Annotated in this window: 22 protein-coding genes; 11 read left to right on the forward strand and 11 right to left on the reverse strand. The window is 41.9% G+C overall.

Annotated elements, in window-relative coordinates:
• The first annotated feature begins 240 nt into the window (after nucleotides 1–240).
• Both L3V38_RS19285 and L3V38_RS19290 read left to right on the forward strand, forming a co-directional pair.
• Entirely contained in the window at nucleotides 241–1,773 is a 1,533-nt protein-coding gene (locus L3V38_RS19285; protein ID WP_237120422.1) for a carbon-nitrogen hydrolase family protein, read from the forward strand.
• A complete protein-coding gene (locus L3V38_RS19290; protein ID WP_130150301.1) occupies nucleotides 1,773–2,090 on the forward strand; it encodes a multidrug efflux SMR transporter in 318 nt (105 codons plus the stop codon). The genes L3V38_RS19285 and L3V38_RS19290 overlap by 1 nt, the downstream gene beginning before the upstream one ends.
• A gap of 40 nt (nucleotides 2,091–2,130) precedes the next feature.
• On the opposite strand, the gene L3V38_RS19295 is transcribed toward L3V38_RS19290, so the two are convergent.
• Complete coding sequence (locus L3V38_RS19295; RefSeq protein ID WP_237120424.1) at nucleotides 2,131–3,009, reverse strand: DMT family transporter; 879 nt, start codon at nucleotides 3,007–3,009, stop codon at nucleotides 2,131–2,133.
• A 231-nt stretch (nucleotides 3,010–3,240) separates the two neighbouring features.
• Here L3V38_RS19295 and L3V38_RS19300 point away from each other — a divergent pair, with 231 nt between their 5' ends.
• The gene (locus L3V38_RS19300; protein ID WP_237120426.1) at nucleotides 3,241–3,624 is read left to right on the forward strand and encodes an MAPEG family protein; all 384 of its coding nucleotides are present in this window, start codon (nucleotides 3,241–3,243) and stop codon (nucleotides 3,622–3,624) included.
• Nucleotides 3,625–3,687: 63 nt separating this feature from the next.
• Here L3V38_RS19300 and L3V38_RS19305 read toward each other — a convergent pair whose 3' ends face one another.
• The 3 genes from L3V38_RS19305 to L3V38_RS19315 all read right to left on the reverse strand — a co-directional run bounded on the left by L3V38_RS19305 (nucleotide 3,688) and on the right by L3V38_RS19315 (nucleotide 6,033).
• On the reverse strand, nucleotides 3,688–4,893 hold the full coding sequence (locus tag L3V38_RS19305; RefSeq protein ID WP_237120427.1) for a M56 family metallopeptidase: 1,206 nt from the start codon (nucleotides 4,891–4,893) through the stop codon (nucleotides 3,688–3,690).
• A gap of 9 nt (nucleotides 4,894–4,902) precedes the next feature.
• Nucleotides 4,903–5,277: a BlaI/MecI/CopY family transcriptional regulator gene (locus L3V38_RS19310; protein WP_130150308.1), complete on the reverse strand. Its 375-nt coding sequence runs from the start codon at nucleotides 5,275–5,277 to the stop codon at nucleotides 4,903–4,905.
• Between the two features lie 69 nt (nucleotides 5,278–5,346).
• Nucleotides 5,347–6,033: a pseudouridine synthase gene (locus tag L3V38_RS19315; protein WP_237120454.1), complete on the reverse strand. Its 687-nt coding sequence runs from the start codon at nucleotides 6,031–6,033 to the stop codon at nucleotides 5,347–5,349.
• 73 nt (nucleotides 6,034–6,106) lie between these two features.
• On the opposite strand from L3V38_RS19315, the gene L3V38_RS19320 reads away from it, so the two are divergent.
• Both L3V38_RS19320 and L3V38_RS19325 read left to right on the forward strand, forming a co-directional pair.
• Nucleotides 6,107–6,412 (forward strand): DUF6482 family protein, encoded by a 306-nt coding sequence (locus L3V38_RS19320; RefSeq protein WP_063700650.1) that lies wholly within the window; start codon nucleotides 6,107–6,109, stop codon nucleotides 6,410–6,412.
• 46 nt (nucleotides 6,413–6,458) lie between these two features.
• Nucleotides 6,459–6,866, forward strand: a complete 408-nt coding sequence (locus L3V38_RS19325; RefSeq protein ID WP_237120428.1) for a GNAT family N-acetyltransferase — start codon at nucleotides 6,459–6,461, stop codon at nucleotides 6,864–6,866.
• On the opposite strand, the gene L3V38_RS19330 is transcribed toward L3V38_RS19325, so the two are convergent.
• The 7 genes from L3V38_RS19330 to lysA form a co-directional block, all read right to left on the reverse strand.
• A complete protein-coding gene (locus tag L3V38_RS19330) occupies nucleotides 6,861–7,229 on the reverse strand; it encodes a HopJ type III effector protein (RefSeq protein ID WP_130150312.1) in 369 nt (122 codons plus the stop codon). The genes L3V38_RS19325 and L3V38_RS19330 overlap by 6 nt on opposite strands.
• Before the next feature lie 9 nt (nucleotides 7,230–7,238).
• Nucleotides 7,239–8,351: a retropepsin-like aspartic protease gene (locus tag L3V38_RS19335; protein WP_237120429.1), complete on the reverse strand. Its 1,113-nt coding sequence runs from the start codon at nucleotides 8,349–8,351 to the stop codon at nucleotides 7,239–7,241.
• 69 nt (nucleotides 8,352–8,420) lie between these two features.
• Entirely contained in the window at nucleotides 8,421–9,131 is a 711-nt protein-coding gene (locus L3V38_RS19340) for an HAD-IA family hydrolase (protein WP_130150316.1), read from the reverse strand.
• A gap of 12 nt (nucleotides 9,132–9,143) precedes the next feature.
• On the reverse strand, nucleotides 9,144–10,097 hold the full coding sequence (locus L3V38_RS19345) for a tyrosine recombinase XerC (RefSeq protein WP_237120430.1): 954 nt from the start codon (nucleotides 10,095–10,097) through the stop codon (nucleotides 9,144–9,146).
• Nucleotides 10,094–10,705, reverse strand: coding sequence for a DUF484 family protein (locus tag L3V38_RS19350; protein ID WP_062569477.1), 612 nt, complete (start codon nucleotides 10,703–10,705; stop codon nucleotides 10,094–10,096). The genes L3V38_RS19345 and L3V38_RS19350 overlap by 4 nt, the downstream gene beginning before the upstream one ends.
• A complete protein-coding gene (dapF, locus tag L3V38_RS19355) occupies nucleotides 10,702–11,532 on the reverse strand; it encodes a diaminopimelate epimerase (protein WP_130150323.1) in 831 nt (276 codons plus the stop codon). Before dapF ends, L3V38_RS19350 begins: the two co-directional genes overlap by 4 nt.
• Nucleotides 11,533–11,596: 64 nt before the next feature.
• Complete coding sequence (gene lysA / locus L3V38_RS19360) at nucleotides 11,597–12,850, reverse strand: diaminopimelate decarboxylase (RefSeq protein WP_130150325.1); 1,254 nt, start codon at nucleotides 12,848–12,850, stop codon at nucleotides 11,597–11,599.
• Nucleotides 12,851–13,185: 335 nt separating this feature from the next.
• Between lysA and cyaY the strand changes: the two genes are divergently transcribed.
• The 6 genes from cyaY to L3V38_RS19390 are packed head-to-tail and all read left to right on the forward strand — an operon-like array spanning nucleotide 13,186 to nucleotide 18,968.
• Entirely contained in the window at nucleotides 13,186–13,509 is a 324-nt protein-coding gene (gene cyaY, locus L3V38_RS19365) for an iron donor protein CyaY (RefSeq protein ID WP_062569480.1), read from the forward strand.
• A complete protein-coding gene (locus L3V38_RS19370; RefSeq protein ID WP_237120431.1) occupies nucleotides 13,506–14,162 on the forward strand; it encodes a dienelactone hydrolase family protein in 657 nt (218 codons plus the stop codon). Before cyaY ends, L3V38_RS19370 begins: the two co-directional genes overlap by 4 nt.
• A 22-nt stretch (nucleotides 14,163–14,184) precedes the next feature.
• Nucleotides 14,185–15,075 carry a DUF2914 domain-containing protein gene (locus L3V38_RS19375; protein WP_237120432.1) on the forward strand — a complete coding sequence of 297 codons (891 nt, stop codon included), beginning with the start codon at nucleotides 14,185–14,187 and terminating at the stop codon, nucleotides 15,073–15,075.
• A 29-nt stretch (nucleotides 15,076–15,104) separates the two neighbouring features.
• The gene (gene hemC, locus L3V38_RS19380; RefSeq protein WP_237120434.1) at nucleotides 15,105–16,043 is read left to right on the forward strand and encodes a hydroxymethylbilane synthase; all 939 of its coding nucleotides are present in this window, start codon (nucleotides 15,105–15,107) and stop codon (nucleotides 16,041–16,043) included.
• A 1-nt stretch (nucleotide 16,044) separates the two neighbouring features.
• Nucleotides 16,045–17,862, forward strand: coding sequence for a uroporphyrinogen-III synthase (locus L3V38_RS19385; protein ID WP_237120436.1), 1,818 nt, complete (start codon nucleotides 16,045–16,047; stop codon nucleotides 17,860–17,862).
• Entirely contained in the window at nucleotides 17,859–18,968 is a 1,110-nt protein-coding gene (locus L3V38_RS19390) for a heme biosynthesis HemY N-terminal domain-containing protein (protein WP_237120438.1), read from the forward strand. Before L3V38_RS19385 ends, L3V38_RS19390 begins: the two co-directional genes overlap by 4 nt.
• Nucleotides 18,969–18,995: the final 27 nt, after the last annotated feature.

An 18,995-nucleotide genomic window follows, 5' to 3' on the forward strand; every position in this document is an offset into this window, starting at 1 on the left:
GCAGGCGTTTAAACACAAAGTATAGATGAAAATAGCCTTGCTGATGAATAAATCACCAATATCACCTTGAATCATTGATAAGTTTATTGTGAGTGGATTTAATTAAACGCATATTCATACGATGTTTATTATGCTGATACTTGGCATAGTGTGTAATTGATGCCACTCTAAAAGAGCTATTTTAAACGTGCTACCGTATAGTTTGCTTTGTGTTTCCTGTAATGCCCTAAAGGAGTATGTATGTCGGCTGAAAAAACGCATCTAGAGATTTGTAATTTAACCAAAGAGCAGTATCCACAAATCAAAGTTCTGATGGATCAAGCGTACCCAGGCCTAGGTGGAGCATGGCCAAGCCACACTATTTTTCGTTTAATCGATCAGTTCCCTGAAGGTCAAATCGGCATTGTTGATGACGGTGTGCTTGTGGGTATCGCTTTGAGTGTGCAAGTAGATTACGCACGTTTTTCTAACCCGCATACCTACGAAGATATTGTTGATGGTCACGACCGTGTTTTTAGCGACCCAGAAGGCGATGCACTTTATGGTTTAGATGTGGTTATATCATCAACTCACCGAGGTATGAGACTTGGCCGACGCTTATACGATGCGCGTAAAGAATTATGCCGTCAGTATAATTTACGCGCTATTTTAGCGGGTGGGCGTATTCCACGTTATTACAATCATAGCTCTGAAATGTCACCCATGGAGTACATCGAAAAGGTTGATCATAAAGAGCTTTATGATCCAATTCTAAGTTTTCAACTTTCTAACGATTTCCAAGTAAAGCGCTTACTTAAAAAGTACCTACCAGAAGATCAGGAGTCAGTGGGTTATGCCACTTTACTAGAGTGGAATAACATTATGTTTGAACCCACTGATACGGTACTTGAATCAACTAAATCTATAGTGCGTGTTGGTGCTGTACAGTGGCAAATGCGCTGCGTCGACTCAGTTGAGGAGTTACTTAAGCAAGTTGAGTATTTTGTTGATACGGTGTCTGACTATAAAAGCGACTTTATTTTATTTCCGGAATTTTTCAATGCGCCGTTAATGGGCTTAACCGAGCAGTGCAATCAAACGGAAGCCATTCGTTATTTAGCCGAATACACTGAAACGTTCCGTGATGCGATGTCGCGCATGGCAGTTGAATACAATGCCAATATTATTACCGGCTCAATGCCGCTCGCTGAAGATGACAAGATTTATAATGTCAGCTATTTGTGCCACCGTAGCGGTAAAATTGATGAGCAGCGCAAAATACATATCACGCCCCATGAGCAAAATGACTGGGTAATCCAAGGGGGTGACAAAATTGCCGTATTTGAAACGGATGCTGGCCGTGTCGGTATTCAAATTTGTTACGATGTTGAGTTTCCTGAGCTGTCGCGTATTCTCGCTAAGCAAGGGCTGGATATTTTGTTCGTGCCATTTTGGACAGATACTAAAAATAGTTACTTACGTGTTCGCCATTGTGCGCAAGCACGCGCAATCGAAAATGAGTGTTATGTTGTGATTGCAGGCTCGGTTGGTAACCTACCTGAGGTAGAGAGCTTAGACGTACAGTACTCGCAATCGGCAGTGCTTACCCCTTCTGATTTCTCATTCCCGCATGATGCGACCTTGAATGAAGCAACACCGAATACCGAAATGCTGTTATTCAGTGATTTAGATATGGATAAACTAAAAATTCTTCACAGTGAAGGCACGGTAAGAAACTTAAAAGATCGCCGTGAAGATTTATATGACGTGATCCTGAAAAAGCGAGATCAATAATGGCGTGGTTGTATTTAATTGTCGCAGGGTTGTTAGAAATAGGCTGGCCAGTCGGTCTTAAAATGTCTCAAGAATCAGAGAGTCGCTGGTTAGGCATTGCGATAGCCGTCGCCTTTATGGTCGCTAGTGGCTTTATGTTGTGGTTGGCGCAAAAGGATATTCCGATGGGGACATCCTATGCAGTATGGACAGGCATCGGCGCTGCGGGCACTTTCTTGGTCGGTATTTTATTTTATGGTGATGCTGCCACATTTGGCCGCATTGCCGGAGTACTGCTGATAATCAGTGGTGTGATAACGCTAAAAATTAGTCATTAAAAAAGCGGCATAGCCGCTTTTTTAATGACTAGAAACGCATCTAGTTGGGTAGCATTACCAGAATGGCTGCCAGCGCAATTAACACAAGCCCCGCTGTGTCTTGGCGCTTTAACGGCTGTTTTAACCAAAGAATCGATACCAAAATGGTAAAGAATACCTCTATTTGCCCTAGTGTTTTTACATAAGCAACATGCTGCAAGCTCATGGCGCTAAACCAACCAATGGAACCTAAACAGCTACAAACACTGACAGCGGTAGTGGTGCCTTTGTGATGCCACATTTTCTTAAATGTATCGCGCTCTTTGAATGCAATATAAGCGCATAGCATCAATGTTTGTAAGCTGATTATCAGTACCAGTACCCAAGCTGCAGAGTGTGGGAAAGTCAGTCCTGAATTTAAACTTGCCTCACGGATCCATGACGATGAAAGAGCAAATGAAGTACCACAGGCAAGCCCAAGCAGTGCGGTGCCCAAATTAAAGTGTTTAACATTCGCGATGCCACTTAATAGCAATACCGCAATTGCACCAATAAATACCCCAACCCAACCTAGCAATGACAGTGCTGAGCCAAAGAACATTACACCTAAAATCGCCGCCATCAGTGCTTCACTTTTGGCAAGCCCTGCGCCGACAGCAAAATTATTCATTTTAAACAGTTTTACCATCAAACCAGTGGCAACGATTTGGACGATACTGGCACCAACAATGTAGCCAATAAAAGCCAGATTAAAATCAGGAAGTGCGGCGTCTTGATACTGATAAAGTGCAAATAAATACAGGGCAGCAATTGGGCTGGCAACGATAAAGCGAGCAAGTGTTACCCCTGCAACACTCACTGTTGCACTGAGTTTACTTTGCAGAGCGTTGCGCCACGACTGCATAAATGCCGCAAAAATAGTTAAGAAAATCCAAGTCATATTGAAAATAAATTAATGAGGAGAGGCAATTAGAGTAGCAAAACCAAAGTATGAGAGCATTAGCTTATCGACCAACTTGAGAAAAACTCAGCTGTGACAATATGCCGCAGGGCTTTTATGCGGTCATTAGGCTATAGTGACAATGATGCTATTGCTGGCCGCTGCTGTTATAAGTAGCGGCTTTTTTTTGTTTGCGATAGGGTAGTGTTACAAACAAAATAAGGAAATATCATGACCACACTTATTATCTGCGCACTCATCGCAGTGCTCATACCTTATTTAGCTAAAGTTCCCGTGGCTTTTGCGCAAAATAAGCTTGAAGGATATGACAATAAACACCCAAGAGATCAACAAAGTAAGTTGACAGGTTTTGGGGCGAGGGCGCTGGCTGCTCATCAAAATAGTTTTGAGTCATTAACCGTTTTTGCTGTTGCTTTAGCGGTAGTAATTGCGACCAACAATGTTTATCAAGCCACTGAAATGCTAGCTGTTGCGCATATAATTGCTCGTGTCCTATATTGTATTTTTTACTATATAAACCAAGATATTTTGCGCTCGTTAGTTTGGCTTGTTGGCTATGTAAGTGCTGTGGCAATGATTGCTCTTTGCCTCTAGTCAAAAACCACAAAGCAAGCGGCTTAAATAAGGCGCTTGCTTTAGGGTCTTAAGTGGTTACTCTTACTTAGAGCTAACTTTAATTTTCTCAATTAAATCCTTTGCTTGATAGTTTTCGTCTAAGGCGAAATCGAGTTGTACTAAGGCGTTTTTATAGCCAGATTCAGATGGCGCATACTGCCATTTTTTTAAGGCTCTTTTCGCTTCTCGATTGAAAACAGCTTCAGGTTCTGCGCTTACCACACTGACATTGCTGGTGGCGCCACTTGGTAAAATATCGTATTTCAAAACGACTGAACCGCTAATGCCTTGCTCCGCAGCTTGAATGGGGTATATCGGCTCTACGCGCATAACCGCTTGATAGTCTTTTGTCTTTTCAACTGACATCGGCTGTTTTGCAATGGCAAAGCTGCTAAGCATGCCTGTTGTAAAAATAACTAACGCTGTTTTTGCGATAAATGAGCTGTTGTCGATCTGCTTTATTTGATTTAGACGTTGTAACATGGTGTTTTTATCTCCGTATTGTGAATAAGCCATTAAGCCTGCTCTGCTAAAGCTTGCACAGTGCACTAATGCCTTACTGTATAAAATTCGTTGTTCAGTTGATTTATTTTTGAGTACTTGCTCATCACATGAAAGCTCTTGAATACGGCGAAGACTTGCATAACCAAGCCAAGCGACAGGGTTAAACCACAACAAAATAGTGGCACTTAAAGCGAGGGCATTAATTAGGTTATCTTTGCGTTTAATGTGCACTGATTCATGCTCTAAAATTAGCGCTAAAGCATGGCTATCGTAGTGGCTTTGGTAGTTTGTTGGCAGCACTAGCTTAGTATTTATAACTCCAACAACCATCGGTGAGCTCACTTGTTTACTTTGGTATAAACGCATGTTTTGGTTGCTGTGATGATCAACCGTAATTGGTGCTAATTGCAGTTTTGCTAAAAAGCGATAATGAAAATACACGGCAGTGATCAGCAGTGCTGCACTAATAAAGCCATAAATAGCAAACCAAGTGAGCGTAAACTGCGGCATTATTGCTGTGTTTGGCGTGATAGTCAGCTTACTGATAAAGTCGTTTTGAATTGGCTTTAAGTGCTCTGGTAGGTTCGCTAACAATAAACTAATTGGTAAAAGCGCCCACAGTGTATAAACCAAGCGTGCCGATAGCTGGCTTAGTAACTTTCGCTCTAGCAGCAATAAAAACATAATTGCAGATGAGATCAAAAGTTGTTGATCTAACAACCAATTAAAAAATGCATCTAACATAACAACGCCTTATTTTTGCTGTTTTTCCCAATCATCGATAACCTTTTTCAGCTCATCAATATCATGTTGCGAGAGTTGCTCTGATTTAGCAAAGCCACTCACCAGCGGCGCAATTCGGCCATTAAAAAAGCGTTCAATAAAGCTTTGGCTTTCTTTTAATGTGTATTCTTCACGGGCAATGCAGGGAGTGTAGTTATATTGACGACCTTGTTTTTCGAAGCTTAGTGCGCCTTTTTTAACTAAACGACTTAGTAGCGTTTTGATGGTTTTTTCGTGCCATTCTTTATCGTCACTCAAACGCGCAATTACTTCACTTGCCGTGGCAGGGTAGTTAATCCACACAGCATCTAATACTTCGAATTCAGCCTTAGAAAGTTCAATCATTTTTATGCCTACAGATGTAATCTTTAATTTAAGATTACACGCGTAATCAATTAATGCAAACTTTTTTTGTTAGATAATGTCACTTTTTTTGATACTGATTATCTGTCCTTCGGGCAAATCCAGCGTGGTGAGTGAAAGCTTTGCGATATCTGTGCGGTAAAGATCGATGACTTTGTAGCCACAAAAACGTGCCATTTTACGTATTTGCCGATTTAAACCTTGTTTTAAGACGATGCAAAACTGCGTTTCGTCGACTTGAGTCACCTCGCAAGGGAGGGTTATTTGTTTATCGACAGGCACACCGCCCGCCATTTTTTTACAAAAATCACTATCAAGTGGTTTATCAACGGTGACTAAATAGCGTTTAGGTTGGTGGTAATCAGGGTGGATCAATTGATTACAAAACTCACCGTCATTGGTCAAAACCAACAAACCTCGGGAGTCTTTGTCGAGCCGACCAATTGGGTAAACGCGAGTGGTTTTAGGCAGGCTATGAATAAGGCTTGTTGGGTCGTCAGCATTTAACTTGCAATCTATACCAACAGGCTTGTGATACGCAAAGTAGGTAAGTGGTGCTTTTGCTGTAATTTTCTCGCCAAGTACCATCACATCATCGTGCTCATCTACGTGATCTATATGATTTGCAGCACGGCCATTTACTGTTACCTCACCTTGATCTATCAAGCGCGATGCTTGCTTTCGAGAGCAAACACCAGCATGGGCAATAAATTTAGCAAGTCGTACTTTTTCTAGCATGAGTGATTTTTGTACAGTTAATTTGATCACAGTATATCAAACCCGCGTATAAGAAGAAAAAAGGGGGTTCGACATGGCAATTAAGTTATCTGAACTTGCAGCGCACCAACCACTGCAAAAGGTTATCCTTCATTCGTTGGAAATGGCACTGTATCAGGTGTCTGTGGTGATCAATAACGTTGAATATTATGTCACTGATGAGCAAGGTGAGTTTATTCGCGATATTAGCCCGTTGCACATTCAAAAGCGCCTCGATCACTTAAGTTATGGTGATATGGTTTTACGCCACACCAGTGCTTATGATGAAATGTGTGGGCAGCCAGAGAAGCTCGCCAGCAACATGCTTGAGGTTCCTTATGGCAAGAATCATCTATACTGATTGATTTTAAAGCGTATACTGAGTCATAACATTTTATAGGTATGCTATGTATCAATTAAAAAGTGATGATTCAGTAGAGTTAAGTGATGAGCTAAGAGCGCATATTGTTACTTATAACAAGCAGCATTTTAACGCAGAACGTATTCCATTAGGCTTTAAGTTTGTTGATAAAAAGCGAGTAATGGTTGCAGGTATTAGCGGCCAAGTATTTGGCAATTGGTTATTAATAAATTGGCTATGGTGTGATGACTCTGTTAGAGGTAGGGGCCTTGCCTCGCGACTGTTGAATGAGCTTGAAAGTAAAGCTACTGCGCTTGGCGCAAATATAGCTCAACTTGATACACTCGACTTCCAAGCAAAGCCTTTTTATGAGAAAAACGGTTACCAAGTGAAATACCAAATGGTCAATTACCCACTTGATGGTTGCCGCTACTTTATGGAAAAAAGCCTATAGCTCAAATTTGGCCGTTAGGACATTTTCTTCCGTGAATGTTACTCCCAAAAAGGGCGTGGCTTCTGGTGCGAGCATAAATGTACGAATATTCATGTGATCATGTGCATCAGGATGCTTAAGCACATCGTCACGGTAAAAAGCACCAAAACAATCTAATGTGTTTTGTTTACTCAATTGGTTTAGTTTGGCAAAGGCAAAGATCTTACATGAGCCATTATTTTCATTTGCTGAGCTAATAAGCCCATGGTTATTAAACCCACTGGGAGTGAAATGGTAGTTTTGCTCGATAACGGCCATGGTATCAGTGAATTCAATCAATGTGGGTGTATCTGCTAGTTTTGCTAAAAATTCATTGAGTGTCATGCTTCATCCTTAATTGTTACTTTTTATTAACTCTAACTCATCCTGTTGTTGATTGATATTAAACTTATAATTTCCGAGAAAGTTCATACCTAGTAATCCAACGCCAGAGTGATTATCTATCACTAATACATCAAAATTATCTATATATTGCTGACCAATTTGAAAAGAGCGTAGCCTATAACGTTTAGCTACAACGATGCCATTTGCAGTATTGACTTGTAGCGTACCTATAAAAATGGCTGGCTCTGTGAGGTTATCCAGCTGCGCTTGGTTTATCACGGTGAAGCTAGCCCCCGTATCTATCATTAATTTAATGTGCAGAGTGTCATTAATAACACTGTTAACCAAATAGTGCGCGCCACGAGGGGTGAGTTCAATGATATCCACGCCAGTTAATGCTTGCTGTAATTTATGACGTAACTCATTGGCTTGGTTTATAAATGCATGATTTTCAGGTAGTTGCTCAAGGGCTACTTGACTGGCAACATAGTCTCCTAGCTGATAGTAAGCCATCGCATAAGTATATAAGTAGTGTGGGTTATGTGGCGCATAGTTTAGCCACTGTAAGCTGTGCTCTAGTAGTTGTTGCCATTGTTGTGCCTGAGTGAGGGCATTGATCTGTAAAGTGACTAATTCCTCAATCTGTTTAGCTAAAGAGCCTTGTTGATTGCTATCCAATCTATTTGCTAATGCCATTAAGCTCACGATCCCTTGCTGAAGATGGCCTTGATTGATAAGTCGTTTAGCATCAAGTTTTAGCATTGTAATGTCATAAGGATGACGTTTTAAAAATGTGCTTAGAAACAGCTCGCTTAAATCTTCATCGTGACCTGAGAGCCAAGCTTCAACCTCTTGTTGCCAAGCTTGTTTTAATTGTTTGGCTTGGTGAGGGTCGTTTGCAAGAAGTTGTGTATAAAACTCAATTGCTTTATCAAATTGTTGGTTATTAAAAAATACAATAGCTTGTTCAAACTCACTGGGCAAAACAGTGGTTTTTTCTAGCGTCTTAGTAGTGGCTTGCTCTGGCGTTACTTCAGGGGCGTATTGAGAGTTTATTTGCCATATAAAATAAGTATTTAAACAAAGAGAACACACCAATATTAATTTGAGTAGAGTATTCATCTATCTTGCCTGTAAAAAGCCTTCTCTTAACTTGGTTACTTTATCAGCATAAAACAAATTAAAAAATAGTTAGCTTTTAACTAAGTAACGAAGGGCTAGAATGTTACTGATTTCGATATCTGCTAGGCCTTTATATTGGTATTGAGCTTCTTGGTTATTCAGCCAAACGCTTTGGCAGCCTGCGTTATTAGCCCCTTGTACATCCGTGTCTAGGCTATCACCAATATGCAAAATCTCATTATGAGGGACGTTTAGCTTGGCAGCTGCACTATCAAATAAGGCGCTGTGTGGTTTTGCTTTGCCGTGCGGGCCTGCTTGTAAAACAAGCTCAAAAACACCGTTGAGATTAAATTTTTCTACCTCAACATTCCCATTGGTGATGGCAATTAAACGGTACTGTTTATTAAGGTTAGCAAGTAAATTAAGTACATCATTAGCAACGGTTACTTGGCTGCGGGCATTGGCAAAAGCTTGATAGGCTTGATGTGCATGCTGCTGAGCAGCTTCTTTATCAAACCCCAAGTCTGTCATGGCATACAACAAGGCGGCTTGTCGCCAACGAGTTACATCATCGATTAATGTTGTATCTTGTTTTAAGGCATTATCGCGACACTTTAGCCAATAAGTCGTGCTATCGGTTGGCCATTGCTCTATTTTAGCGAGGTAATTGGCTTGCGCTTGCAAAGCTGATTTTATGATTGGATGGTTATTGTATAGCGTGTCATCTAAATCAAAACTTAACACAGATACTGGCGATAAGGCACGATTAAATCGGATCATAATTACAACGGGTTACTCTGGTGTTGAGCGCTTTTTAGCGCGTGGATGGGTGTTGTCATAGATTTTGGCTAAATGCTGAAAATCAAGGTGTGTATAAACTTGTGTTGCCGATAAACTGCTATGCCCTAATAACTCTTGCACAGCACGTAAATCACCGGATGATTCTAGAATATGTGAGGCAAATGAGTGGCGTAACTTATGCGGATGTACTTGTGAGCTTATGCCTTGTTTAATGCCCCATTCTTGCATGCGCAGGCGCACTTGGCGTACTGAAATACGTTTTTTTTGGCTACTAACAAAGACTGCGCTTTCATCTGGGTGTGCAAATTGTGGGCGAATTTTTAGCCATGCTTTTAAAGCATTGAGGGCTTTACTTCCAACAGGGAGTAAGCGCTCTTTGTTACCCTTACCGCGTACTAACATTTCCCCTTCTGTGGGGTTAATATCTCGTATGTTAGCGCCAACTAACTCGCTAATGCGCAGGCCAGATGAGTACATTAATTCCATCATTGCTTTGTCGCGAATAGCCAATGGTTCATCATCAGGGAGTTCTAATAGCTTTGCCATTTGATCAACGTCTAAATTTTTGGGCAATGGCTTAGAAAATTTAGGTCCTTTAATGGCTTCGGCAGGGTTGTGGTAATGTGTTTGGTTTGCAATGTTTTTGGCTTTTAAAAATTTATACAAGCTACGAATACAGCTCAGTTTTAAACTAATCGTGCGGCCACTTAATTGTTTACTTCGCAATTGCATACTGTAACGACGAATATGCTCACCTTGTACATCAAACCAGCTTTCACAAAGCTTACTAAAGTACAAAGCAGCAAAGCCTAGTTGGCTGGTGTATTGGCTTATAGTGTGCGCTGAATATTGTTTTTCATAGCGCAAGTAGTCTGCAAAAAGTTGGATAGGCGTGCGCCAAGCATCGCTTAACTCGTCTGTATTTGGCGCAATTTCCTCACTCATGCAAGTTCCAGTAAGCGTAGCTGTAATGAGCGCACAAAATCGAGTACGAAGAAGCTATCTTTAGCAGGTTCAAAATGATTCACATCATCGCTGCCAAACGCCAAAATGGCCACTGGATGTTTAGTGTTACCAATTAAATATAATGCGGTAGATTGCGTTGAATCAGAAAACAGTAAGTCGCGCTCTTGTTGATTTACACGACCTAAATAAGTGCCTGTATCTTGTAAGCGATGCGCGATTAAATCATCAAACTTTTTATCATACTTAACAAGGTGGCACTCATTTATTGAGGGGTTGGTACAAATTATATTGCGCAGGTTACTTGCCAGTGTTGTAAAGTCGTAATTGGTCCAAAGCTGACGATGGCATTCACTAAATAAGCGATAAATGAGCTCATTTTCTTTTGCTTGCTCAATTAACGTCGCAATTTTGTTTTTCAGCAAGGTGTTGTGCTCTCGCAGTTGGCGTTGCTGGATATGTACTAACGACGTTGCCGCCTCTGTTTGTTGATGCAGTTCAAGCCCTGCAAGCACATCAGGGTTATTAACTAGAAAATCAGGGTGTGCCTTTAAGTATTCTGCAATTTGTTGTTCTGTTTGTTTGCTCATAGTGCTACTTGCCCATCAAAAACATGCTCCGCAGGACCGGTCATTCTTACGGGGTGGCCTTCACCTTGCCAGCGAATTTGCAGGCTACCGCCTGGTAAATCGACCTGTACTGTGTTTGCTAGCTTGCTTTGGGCTTGACCGATCACTACTGCTGCACATGCACCTGTTCCACAAGCAAGGGTTTCACTAACACCGCGTTCCCACACCCTTAGTTTAATATGATCTTGCGAAATTACCTGCATAAAGCCCACATTAGCTCGTTGTGGAAAACGTTCATGGTTTTCAAGCAGTGGCCCTAAAGTGTCAACATCAGCTGTTTGAATATCATCGACTTCTAATACGCAGTGTGGGTTACCCATTGAGACTGCACCGCTAAAGATGGTGTGTTCTTCAGTGCGAAGAATATAAGTGAGCTCTCGTTTACTGGCTTTAAGTGGAATTTTACTTGGTTCAAAAGTCGGGTGGCCCATATTGACCGTTACTTGGCCGTCTTTCTCAATATATAAAGTCAAATTTCCCGATTTGGTTGATACGGTGATTTTGTGCTTGTTTGTTAAGCCTTTCATACGCACAAACCGAGCAAAGCAGCGGGCACCATTACCACATTGCTCGACTTCATTACCATCAGCATTAAAAATACGGTAGTGAAAATCTAGGTCCGGAGAATAGGGTGCCTCTACCATGAGTAATTGGTCAAAACCTATGCCGAAGTGGCGATCTGCCAGCTTTTTAATTTGATCTCGCGATAAGAAAACATTTTGAGTAATGTTATCAATAACAACAAAGTCATTACCTAGGCCGTGCATTTTTGAGAAATTAACTAACATAACGCTCTAATTCGGGTTTGCTCTGAGCTAATCATGCCACAGAGCAGGGCGGTTATAAAAACGTTTATGGTAAAATTTTCTCACCTTGCCAAAGGCTTTCAAGAGTTTCACGTTGACGGATTAAATAACTTTGTTCTCCATCAACCATTATCTCTGCAACACGAGGACGTGAGTTATAGTTTGAACTCATCGTAAAGCCATAAGCCCCCGCACTGCGCTGTGCGAGTAAATCGCCTGCTTGAAGAGCAAGTTGACGATCCTTACCTAAAAAATCACCGGTTTCACACACAGGACCCACAATATCGTAGTTGTGGCTTTTAGTATCGTCTGCGCGTGGGATAACAGGAACAATACTTTGCCACGCTTGGTAAAGTGATGGGCGAAGCATATCGTTCATGCCAGCATCAACAATGGCAAAGTATTTGTCTTGATTTTGTTTAATAAACTCAACCTTGGTGACTAATATACCCGCGTTGGCTGCAATAGCACGGCCTGGCTCGAAAATAAGCTCTAGATCTTGATAATCAGCTAATCGGGCCGTGATTTTGTCAACATACTCGCTTGGGTGAGGTGGGGTTTCGCCGTTATAAGGCACGCCAAGGCCACCGCCAATATCAAGGTGAGTTAGTTTGATGCCAACGGCTTTTAGTTGTTCAATTAAAGTAAGCACTTTTTCAAGCGCTGCTAAGAAGGGTTTTATTTCTGTTAACTGTGAACCTATGTGGCAATCAACACCTGTTATTTTTAAGCTTGGTAAAGATGCAGCATGCTGATAAACAGCAACAGCGGTTTGAATATCAATACCAAATTTATTCTCTTTTAAACCGGTAGAGATATACGGATGGGTTTTTGCATCGATATCAGGGTTTACACGAATAGAAATGGGTGCAATACGATTTAATGAAGTGGCGACCTCTGAGATACGCTCAAGTTCCGCCACTGATTCAACATTAAAGCACTTGATCCCCAATTCAAGTGCATAGGCGATTTCATCAGCTGTTTTGGCAACCCCTGAAAAGACCACTTTAGATGCATCGCCACCGGCTTGAATTACACGAGCAAGCTCCCCTTTTGAAACAATATCGAAACCAGAACCAAGGCGCGCTAAGATGTTGAGTACAGCAATATTTGAATTCGCTTTTACGGCATAGCACACCAAGCTTTTATGTGATTTTGCGGCTTCGGCAAAGGCCAAGTAATGACGTTCAAAGGTTTTTCGTGAGTAGATATAACAAGGCGTACCATATTGTTCGGCAAGCTCTTTGACAGCGATGTCTTCAGCGAACAGCTGATTATCTTTGTAATTAAAAAAGTCCATCTATTAGTCCTGTTTTTGTTCTGGTTGTTCTGGTTGTTCGGATGGAGTAGCCTCAGGCTGAGATTCTGTTGACTGCGGCGTATCATCTGGTAGGTAAAGAGCACCACTTTGTCCGCAGCCGACTAAGGTGAGCAGAAGGGCAAAGGGTAAAATGATCTTTAATTTTTGGCTATGAGTCTCTTTCATTAGATTAATACGGTTGCTGGCTTTATAATCGCAGAGTAACAGAATATTTAAAAAATGCAGCTATTCGCGGATGAATTTATTCCTGTTACACTTGATGTACATAATCTGCCCCCAGATCTAGGCTTATAAGCCAGTTAAAGGACATAAAAATGACTGATCATGAATACCACACATTAGCCGATGCATTAATGCTAACGATTGAAGAGCAAATCGATGATTGTGATGCTGATTTAGACTACGAGTCTGCATCAGGTATTTTAGAAATCATCTTTGCAGATCGCAGTAAAATTGTGATCAATAAACAAGCACCACTGCATCAGGTGTGGGTTGCGACTAAATTTAATGGTCATCACTTTGAATTACGTGACGATAAGTGGATTGATAACCGTTCAGGTGCTGAATTTTGGCAATTTATGTGTGATGCTGCGACTCGTCAAGCAGGACAGCCTATTGAGTGGCGCTCTGAACTATGAGTTTAGCGTTCGTAGAGTACCCTGCTCAAGGGGAGCATAAAGCAAGTGTTATTTGGCTGCATGGTCTGGGCGACTCAGGTGATGGGTTTGCCCCTGTTGCTCCGCAGTTAGCTTTACCAAAAGAGCTGGGAATACGCTTTGTATTTCCACATGCGCCTGTGCAACCGGTCACCATTAATGGTGGAATGGCAATGCGCTCTTGGTACGACATAAAGTCGATGGATTTAGATAAGCGTGCTGACGAGCAAGGTGTCAGAGACTCAGCAGCAAAAGTCGCCGAGCTTATTGAAGTAGAAATAGCGAAAGGTATTCCTGCCAATAAGATTGTCCTTGCTGGGTTTTCACAAGGCGGTGTTGTATCACTGCATTTAGCACCTCGCTTAGAGCAAAAGCTAGCGGGGGTTATGGCGCTATCAACTTATATGTGCGTACCTGATAAGCTTGCTGACGAAGCGAAACAAAGAAATTTAAATATATTTATGGCGCATGGTCGTCTTGATGATGTAGTACCGCATAGTGCGGGTAGGCAAGCGTTTGACGTATTGTGTGCGAATAACATGGAAGTAAGCTGGCAAGACTATCCGATGGCGCATCAGGTGTGTGGTGAAGAACTGATGGCAATCAGAGAGTGGTTAATTGCTCGCTTGAGCTAACATAGCTTGTAAAGAGGCCAAGATGACAAAAAAACTGGTAATAACAGCAAATATGGGAAGTGCCGAATCAGTCAGTGCTGCACCTTCTTCAGTAACATATCAATGGCATTGGCGGCGCATAGTTTTAGTTGGTAGTGTGTTGTTAATCGCACTTGCTATTGTGGCGTATAGCTTTTTAGGCGCGGTAAATGCAGAGCAATCAGAACAGCAAAATCAGCAAGAAGCATCATTGGCCACTGAAACAGAGTTAAGTCGCGAGCTTGATGAGCTGCCGCGCTTGGAGCATAACACGGAGCAGGCCAAAACCCCTGCAACAATAAGTTTGCAAGATGAACCTAGCTCGTTAATTAATACTCAAGCGCAAACCGATTTGCAGCAACAAAGCGACTCACCGCAAGTGACAGCACAAGCTGTTGAGGTAGAGTCAGATCAAAACGACGACGTGTTACCAAGCGTTGATGAAACGCCACCTGAAATTAGTGAGCCAAAAGACGAAGCACAGCCTAAAGTTGTTCAGAACAAACAACAGTTTGCTCAAACAGCCCATATCGCGAGTGTGGCAATTGGCGCTAAAATAGATACGGATAAAGTGAGTCGAGCGGTATTAACGACAGATGTTGTTGATCGAGAACCAGTCAATGTTCTAAAAAGCGATGTAAAATTGCTTGATATTAGCCAAAGCCTTAGCTTTTTCAGTGAGCTTAAGAATATGCAGGGGCAAACTGTACGTCATGTATGGTATTACCAAAATCAGCTACTGGCTTCGATAGAGTTAGCGATAAGCAGTCCGCGTTTTCGCACTTACTCGACTAAAAATATTATGCCTGAGCAAGTAGGTGATTGGCGTGTTGAGGTTATTGATACCGACGGTAACTTGCTTGCACAAAAAGAATTTAGAATTTTAGCTGACTAGCGTCAGCTTAGTAAATAATTGGATTTTTCATGACTCAGACAACAAAATACGTTCGAATTGCGACACGTAAAAGCGCACTCGCTTTATGGCAAGCTGAATTTGTAAAAGCTCAGCTTGAGCACTTTCATGATGATGTCACCGTTGAACTTGTTCCCATGTCAACGCAGGGCGATATCATTCTTGATACACCACTTGCCAAGATTGGTGGTAAAGGTTTATTTGTTAAAGAACTTGAGCAAGCTATGTTAGATGGGCGAGCGGATATTGCTGTTCACTCAATGAAAGATGTGCCGGTTGAGTTTCCGGATGGTTTAGAACTTAATACTATTTGTGAGCGCGAAGATCCACGCGATGCGTTTGTATCAAATAACTACAAAAGCTTAGATGAGTTGCCACAAGGCGCGATTGTGGGCACATCAAGTCTTCGACGTCAGTGTCAAATTCGCGAAGCCCGTCCAGACCTTGTTATTCATGATTTACGCGGTAACGTTAATACGCGTTTGGCAAAGCTCGATAACGGCCAATATGATGCAATTATTCTCGCTGCTGCGGGTTTAATTCGCCTTGAAATGCAGGAGCGCATCGCCGCATTTATTGAGCCAGAAGTATCTCTGCCAGCAAACGGCCAAGGCGCAGTAGGCATAGAGTGTCGTATTGACGATGACGTGACTAAAGCCCTGTTAGCACCTCTTGAGCATAGTGAAACACGCATTCGTGTAAATGCCGAACGTGCGATGAATCGACGTTTAGAAGGTGGTTGTCAGGTACCTATTGGGGCATTTGCACTCGTTGATGGTGAGCAGGTCCATTTGCGTGGTCTAGTTGGCGCGGTTGATGGTAGTCAAATGCTCCGTGACGAAGTAACAGGCCCAGTCGCTGATGCGGAGAAACTAGGCATTGAACTTGCCGAAAAGTTACTTGCTCAAGGCGCTGATAAAATCTTAGCTGACGTATACAGAGACGCGTAATATGCATATTTTGATAACTCGTCCAGAAGGTAAAGGCACTGAGCTTGCTCTTCAGCTTCAGCAGGCGGGTTATCAAACAACCCACTGCCCAGTATTGACCCTTGACTACTTAACGCCGAATAGTGAAGAACTCGCGCCACTGGAAAATGCAGATAAAATTATTTTTATATCGCAAGATGCGGTTCATGCATTACTTCACCTCACTCCTGTTATAAATAAAGCTGCTCAGCTATATGCCGTTGGACAACAAACTGCGGATGCCATTTATGAGGCCTTTGGTCGTCGTGCTGCGGTGCCAAAGCAGCACGATTCTGAAGGGTTGCTTGAGCTAAAAACACTACAAGATGTTGAACTGAGTAATATTGTTTTAGTGAAAGGCGAAGGTGGGCGCACCACCATAGCTAAAACATTGAAGCAACGTGGTGCATTATTAAATCAACTGGTTGTGTATAAGCGTAGCGCCATCGAAAGTGAACCTGGTAAGTGGATGGACCACTGGCAAACAATTGATGTTGAAGGTATAGTCATTACAAGTAATGCCGCTGTGGACGCCATTTTTAATGGCCAAAATGGGTCACAGTTAGCGTGGTTAATTAAGCGTCAGTTTTATGTTGCAAGTGAACGTATTGCTGATTATTTACAGCAAAAAAATGTAACAAGAACACATATACATATTGCTGCGGGGGCAAGCGATAATGCGATGTTCGCCTGTATCAATGAGCAAGGTAGCAAAATGAGTGAATCAGATTTAAAACAGTCAACTAAACCAGTAGCCGAGTCCACGAAAAAGGCGCAAGCAGGTAAGGCTGCTTCAGGGCAAACGGTTCATCACAAAAAAGGGATTAGTAAAACCGGTAGCTTAGCTCTACTTATCTCTGTAATAGTTGCTTCTGCAGTTGGTTATGAGTTTTATCAAAAACTTAATAGTGATCAGCAATCTTCACGTGTATTGACTGAATTGACAACCGAAAACCAACGCTTACAACAACAACTTGATGCTGTTAAAAGTGCGCAGCAAACATTACAGCATTCACTGTACAACAGTGAGCAAAAAGTAGCGGCTGCATTGAACGAAAATGTGCAGCAAACTCAACAACAGTTAGACGCTGCATTAAAACGTGCTGAGCAGCAGACCTATACGTTAAACCCACAAGAAGTAACAAGTTTACAGCGTATGGCTGAGTTTAAGGTTTGGGCAGAGCATGACTATCAGGGTGCGGCTGCTGTGTTAACACGTTTAGACTCTTTGTTAGCTGAACACCCAGGTACAGGGAACATACGTCAGGCAATTCATCAAGATTTACAAACATTAAATGCTATTGAGCCTGTTGCAGTTGAAGCTATCTATCTAAAATTGCATGGTGTTGCGCAGCATATTGATGAACTTGTTTTTAACGCGATTTCTTTACCTGAAGAAGTGAGCCAAGAAGACCCTAGTAAACTGAGTGAAAATGTTAGTGAGTGGCGTCAAAACCTAGCTAAGTCATGGCAACAATTTAAAGACTTCTTTGTTACCGTGCGTACCCGTGAAGACATGGTTGTTGCGCCATTTTTAAGTGAGCAAGAACGTCATTTAGTGAAGCAGCGTTTGAGCTTGTATCTAGCTCAAGCACAAGATGCTGTGTTATCGAAACAAAGTAGCGTTTACTTCACTGCCGTTGATGCTGCGCATGACTTAGTACAGGACTATTTCAAGCAAGATGACACGGTTACTAAAGCTGCTCTGAAGAGTTTGCATGAGCTTTCAAAAGAGCAACTTGATTTTAACCCTAATGTATCGCTGAAAAGTACTGAGCAGGTGAAGGAGTGGGCACAATGATCCGCTTTTTACTATTAATAATTGCTGTTGCAATCTGTTTAGGGATCGCCCCTTTTTTCATCGATCAAAAAGGCTATGTATTAATCTCATTTAATAAAACGACCGTAGAGGGCACTATTTGGGGCGTCTGTGCACTGATCGTTTTGATATCTGGTGCTGGGTTTTTACTCTACAAATTGGTGCGTTATTTATGGTCTTTGTACAGCCATACACGTCATCGCTTTTTTGCGCGCAGTGAAGAGCGAAAGCAAGCGGCTATTGAGCAAGGTGTGTGGAGTCTTATTAACAATGATTACACTGAAGTTGAATTAGCACTGAATAATAACAGTGTCGCTGAGCAGTGGGTTGATGTCCGTTATGCCTTACTTGCAAAAGCTGCGCTGGCTGAAAATGACAGCGAAAAAGCGATTAGTTACCTTGATAAAATTAGTCAAAGTAAGCAACTGAAAGTGGCAAACCTATGGATTGCTAGTGGTGAAACCAGCACGATTTTTGCCGATTTGAAAGCATTAGCTGAGCATAAAAAAGCGTCAAATCTTGAACTGAAAATGTATGCTCATGTATTAGTTCAAGAGAAAAAGTGGTCTGCACTTAATGACTTTATGCCGCGTCTACTTCGTAAGAAAGCACTCACAGACAAAGAATGGCAGCAATTATTCAATCGCTATTTTGACGCAGAATCTAGTAGCGCATTAACAGAACGATTTGAACAATTAGCAAAGAATTTGAAACCCTTGGCTGAAGTTAGTTACTTCACTGCCATGGCGAAAGCAGGCGATTTAAATAAAATTGAGCTAAGCTTAATTAAAATGATTAAAAATCCGCAGCAACATAAAGACTTAGCACACATTTTGAAAACCAGTGCTGCAGGGGATGCATTAAAATTACAGGCGAGTTTGCAAGATGTGTTGAAAAAAGACACTGACAATACCCAGTTGCTTTTAGCTTTAGCTTGTCTTGCGAATGCCCATGGTGAGTACGATTTAGCTGCGCGTGTTTTTGATAAAGCACTGAATGCCAATAATCGCCATGAATACCTTCAGCAGGCTGCGCTTAGTTATAGTAAAAGTGCCCAACCAGATAAAGCGCTGGTGTTATATCAATAGAGCCCCATTTGCCTAAAAAAGGAGTTA

The sequence above is a fragment of the Pseudoalteromonas sp. L1 genome (genome assembly GCF_021728095.1).
Lineage (GTDB): Bacteria > Pseudomonadota > Gammaproteobacteria > Enterobacterales > Alteromonadaceae > Pseudoalteromonas.

What these genes read in the sequence shown, in the direction of transcription:
- L3V38_RS19315 (WP_237120454.1), bottom strand. Translation starts at nt 6,033, where the DNA reads ATGCTAGAAAAAGTACGACTTGCTAAATTTATTGCCCATGCTGGTGTT.
- cyaY (WP_062569480.1), top strand. Translation starts at nt 13,186, where the DNA reads ATGACTGATCATGAATACCACACATTAGCCGATGCATTAATGCTAACG.
- L3V38_RS19370 (WP_237120431.1), top strand. Translation starts at nt 13,506, where the DNA reads ATGAGTTTAGCGTTCGTAGAGTACCCTGCTCAAGGGGAGCATAAAGCA.
- L3V38_RS19350 (WP_062569477.1), bottom strand. Translation starts at nt 10,705, where the DNA reads ATGAGCAAACAAACAGAACAACAAATTGCAGAATACTTAAAGGCACAC.
- L3V38_RS19345 (WP_237120430.1), bottom strand. Translation starts at nt 10,097, where the DNA reads ATGAGTGAGGAAATTGCGCCAAATACAGACGAGTTAAGCGATGCTTGG.
- L3V38_RS19335 (WP_237120429.1), bottom strand. Translation starts at nt 8,351, where the DNA reads ATGAATACTCTACTCAAATTAATATTGGTGTGTTCTCTTTGTTTAAAT.
- lysA (WP_130150325.1), bottom strand. Translation starts at nt 12,850, where the DNA reads ATGGACTTTTTTAATTACAAAGATAATCAGCTGTTCGCTGAAGACATC.
- L3V38_RS19390 (WP_237120438.1), top strand. Translation starts at nt 17,859, where the DNA reads ATGATCCGCTTTTTACTATTAATAATTGCTGTTGCAATCTGTTTAGGG.
- L3V38_RS19295 (WP_237120424.1), bottom strand. Translation starts at nt 3,009, where the DNA reads ATGACTTGGATTTTCTTAACTATTTTTGCGGCATTTATGCAGTCGTGG.
- L3V38_RS19375 (WP_237120432.1), top strand. Translation starts at nt 14,185, where the DNA reads ATGACAAAAAAACTGGTAATAACAGCAAATATGGGAAGTGCCGAATCA.
- hemC (WP_237120434.1), top strand. Translation starts at nt 15,105, where the DNA reads ATGACTCAGACAACAAAATACGTTCGAATTGCGACACGTAAAAGCGCA.
- L3V38_RS19340 (WP_130150316.1), bottom strand. Translation starts at nt 9,131, where the DNA reads ATGATCCGATTTAATCGTGCCTTATCGCCAGTATCTGTGTTAAGTTTT.
- L3V38_RS19325 (WP_237120428.1), top strand. Translation starts at nt 6,459, where the DNA reads ATGTATCAATTAAAAAGTGATGATTCAGTAGAGTTAAGTGATGAGCTA.
- L3V38_RS19285 (WP_237120422.1), top strand. Translation starts at nt 241, where the DNA reads ATGTCGGCTGAAAAAACGCATCTAGAGATTTGTAATTTAACCAAAGAG.
- L3V38_RS19305 (WP_237120427.1), bottom strand. Translation starts at nt 4,893, where the DNA reads ATGTTAGATGCATTTTTTAATTGGTTGTTAGATCAACAACTTTTGATC.
- L3V38_RS19385 (WP_237120436.1), top strand. Translation starts at nt 16,045, where the DNA reads ATGCATATTTTGATAACTCGTCCAGAAGGTAAAGGCACTGAGCTTGCT.
- L3V38_RS19320 (WP_063700650.1), top strand. Translation starts at nt 6,107, where the DNA reads ATGGCAATTAAGTTATCTGAACTTGCAGCGCACCAACCACTGCAAAAG.
- L3V38_RS19330 (WP_130150312.1), bottom strand. Translation starts at nt 7,229, where the DNA reads ATGACACTCAATGAATTTTTAGCAAAACTAGCAGATACACCCACATTG.
- L3V38_RS19290 (WP_130150301.1), top strand. Translation starts at nt 1,773, where the DNA reads ATGGCGTGGTTGTATTTAATTGTCGCAGGGTTGTTAGAAATAGGCTGG.
- L3V38_RS19300 (WP_237120426.1), top strand. Translation starts at nt 3,241, where the DNA reads ATGACCACACTTATTATCTGCGCACTCATCGCAGTGCTCATACCTTAT.
- L3V38_RS19310 (WP_130150308.1), bottom strand. Translation starts at nt 5,277, where the DNA reads ATGATTGAACTTTCTAAGGCTGAATTCGAAGTATTAGATGCTGTGTGG.
- dapF (WP_130150323.1), bottom strand. Translation starts at nt 11,532, where the DNA reads ATGTTAGTTAATTTCTCAAAAATGCACGGCCTAGGTAATGACTTTGTT.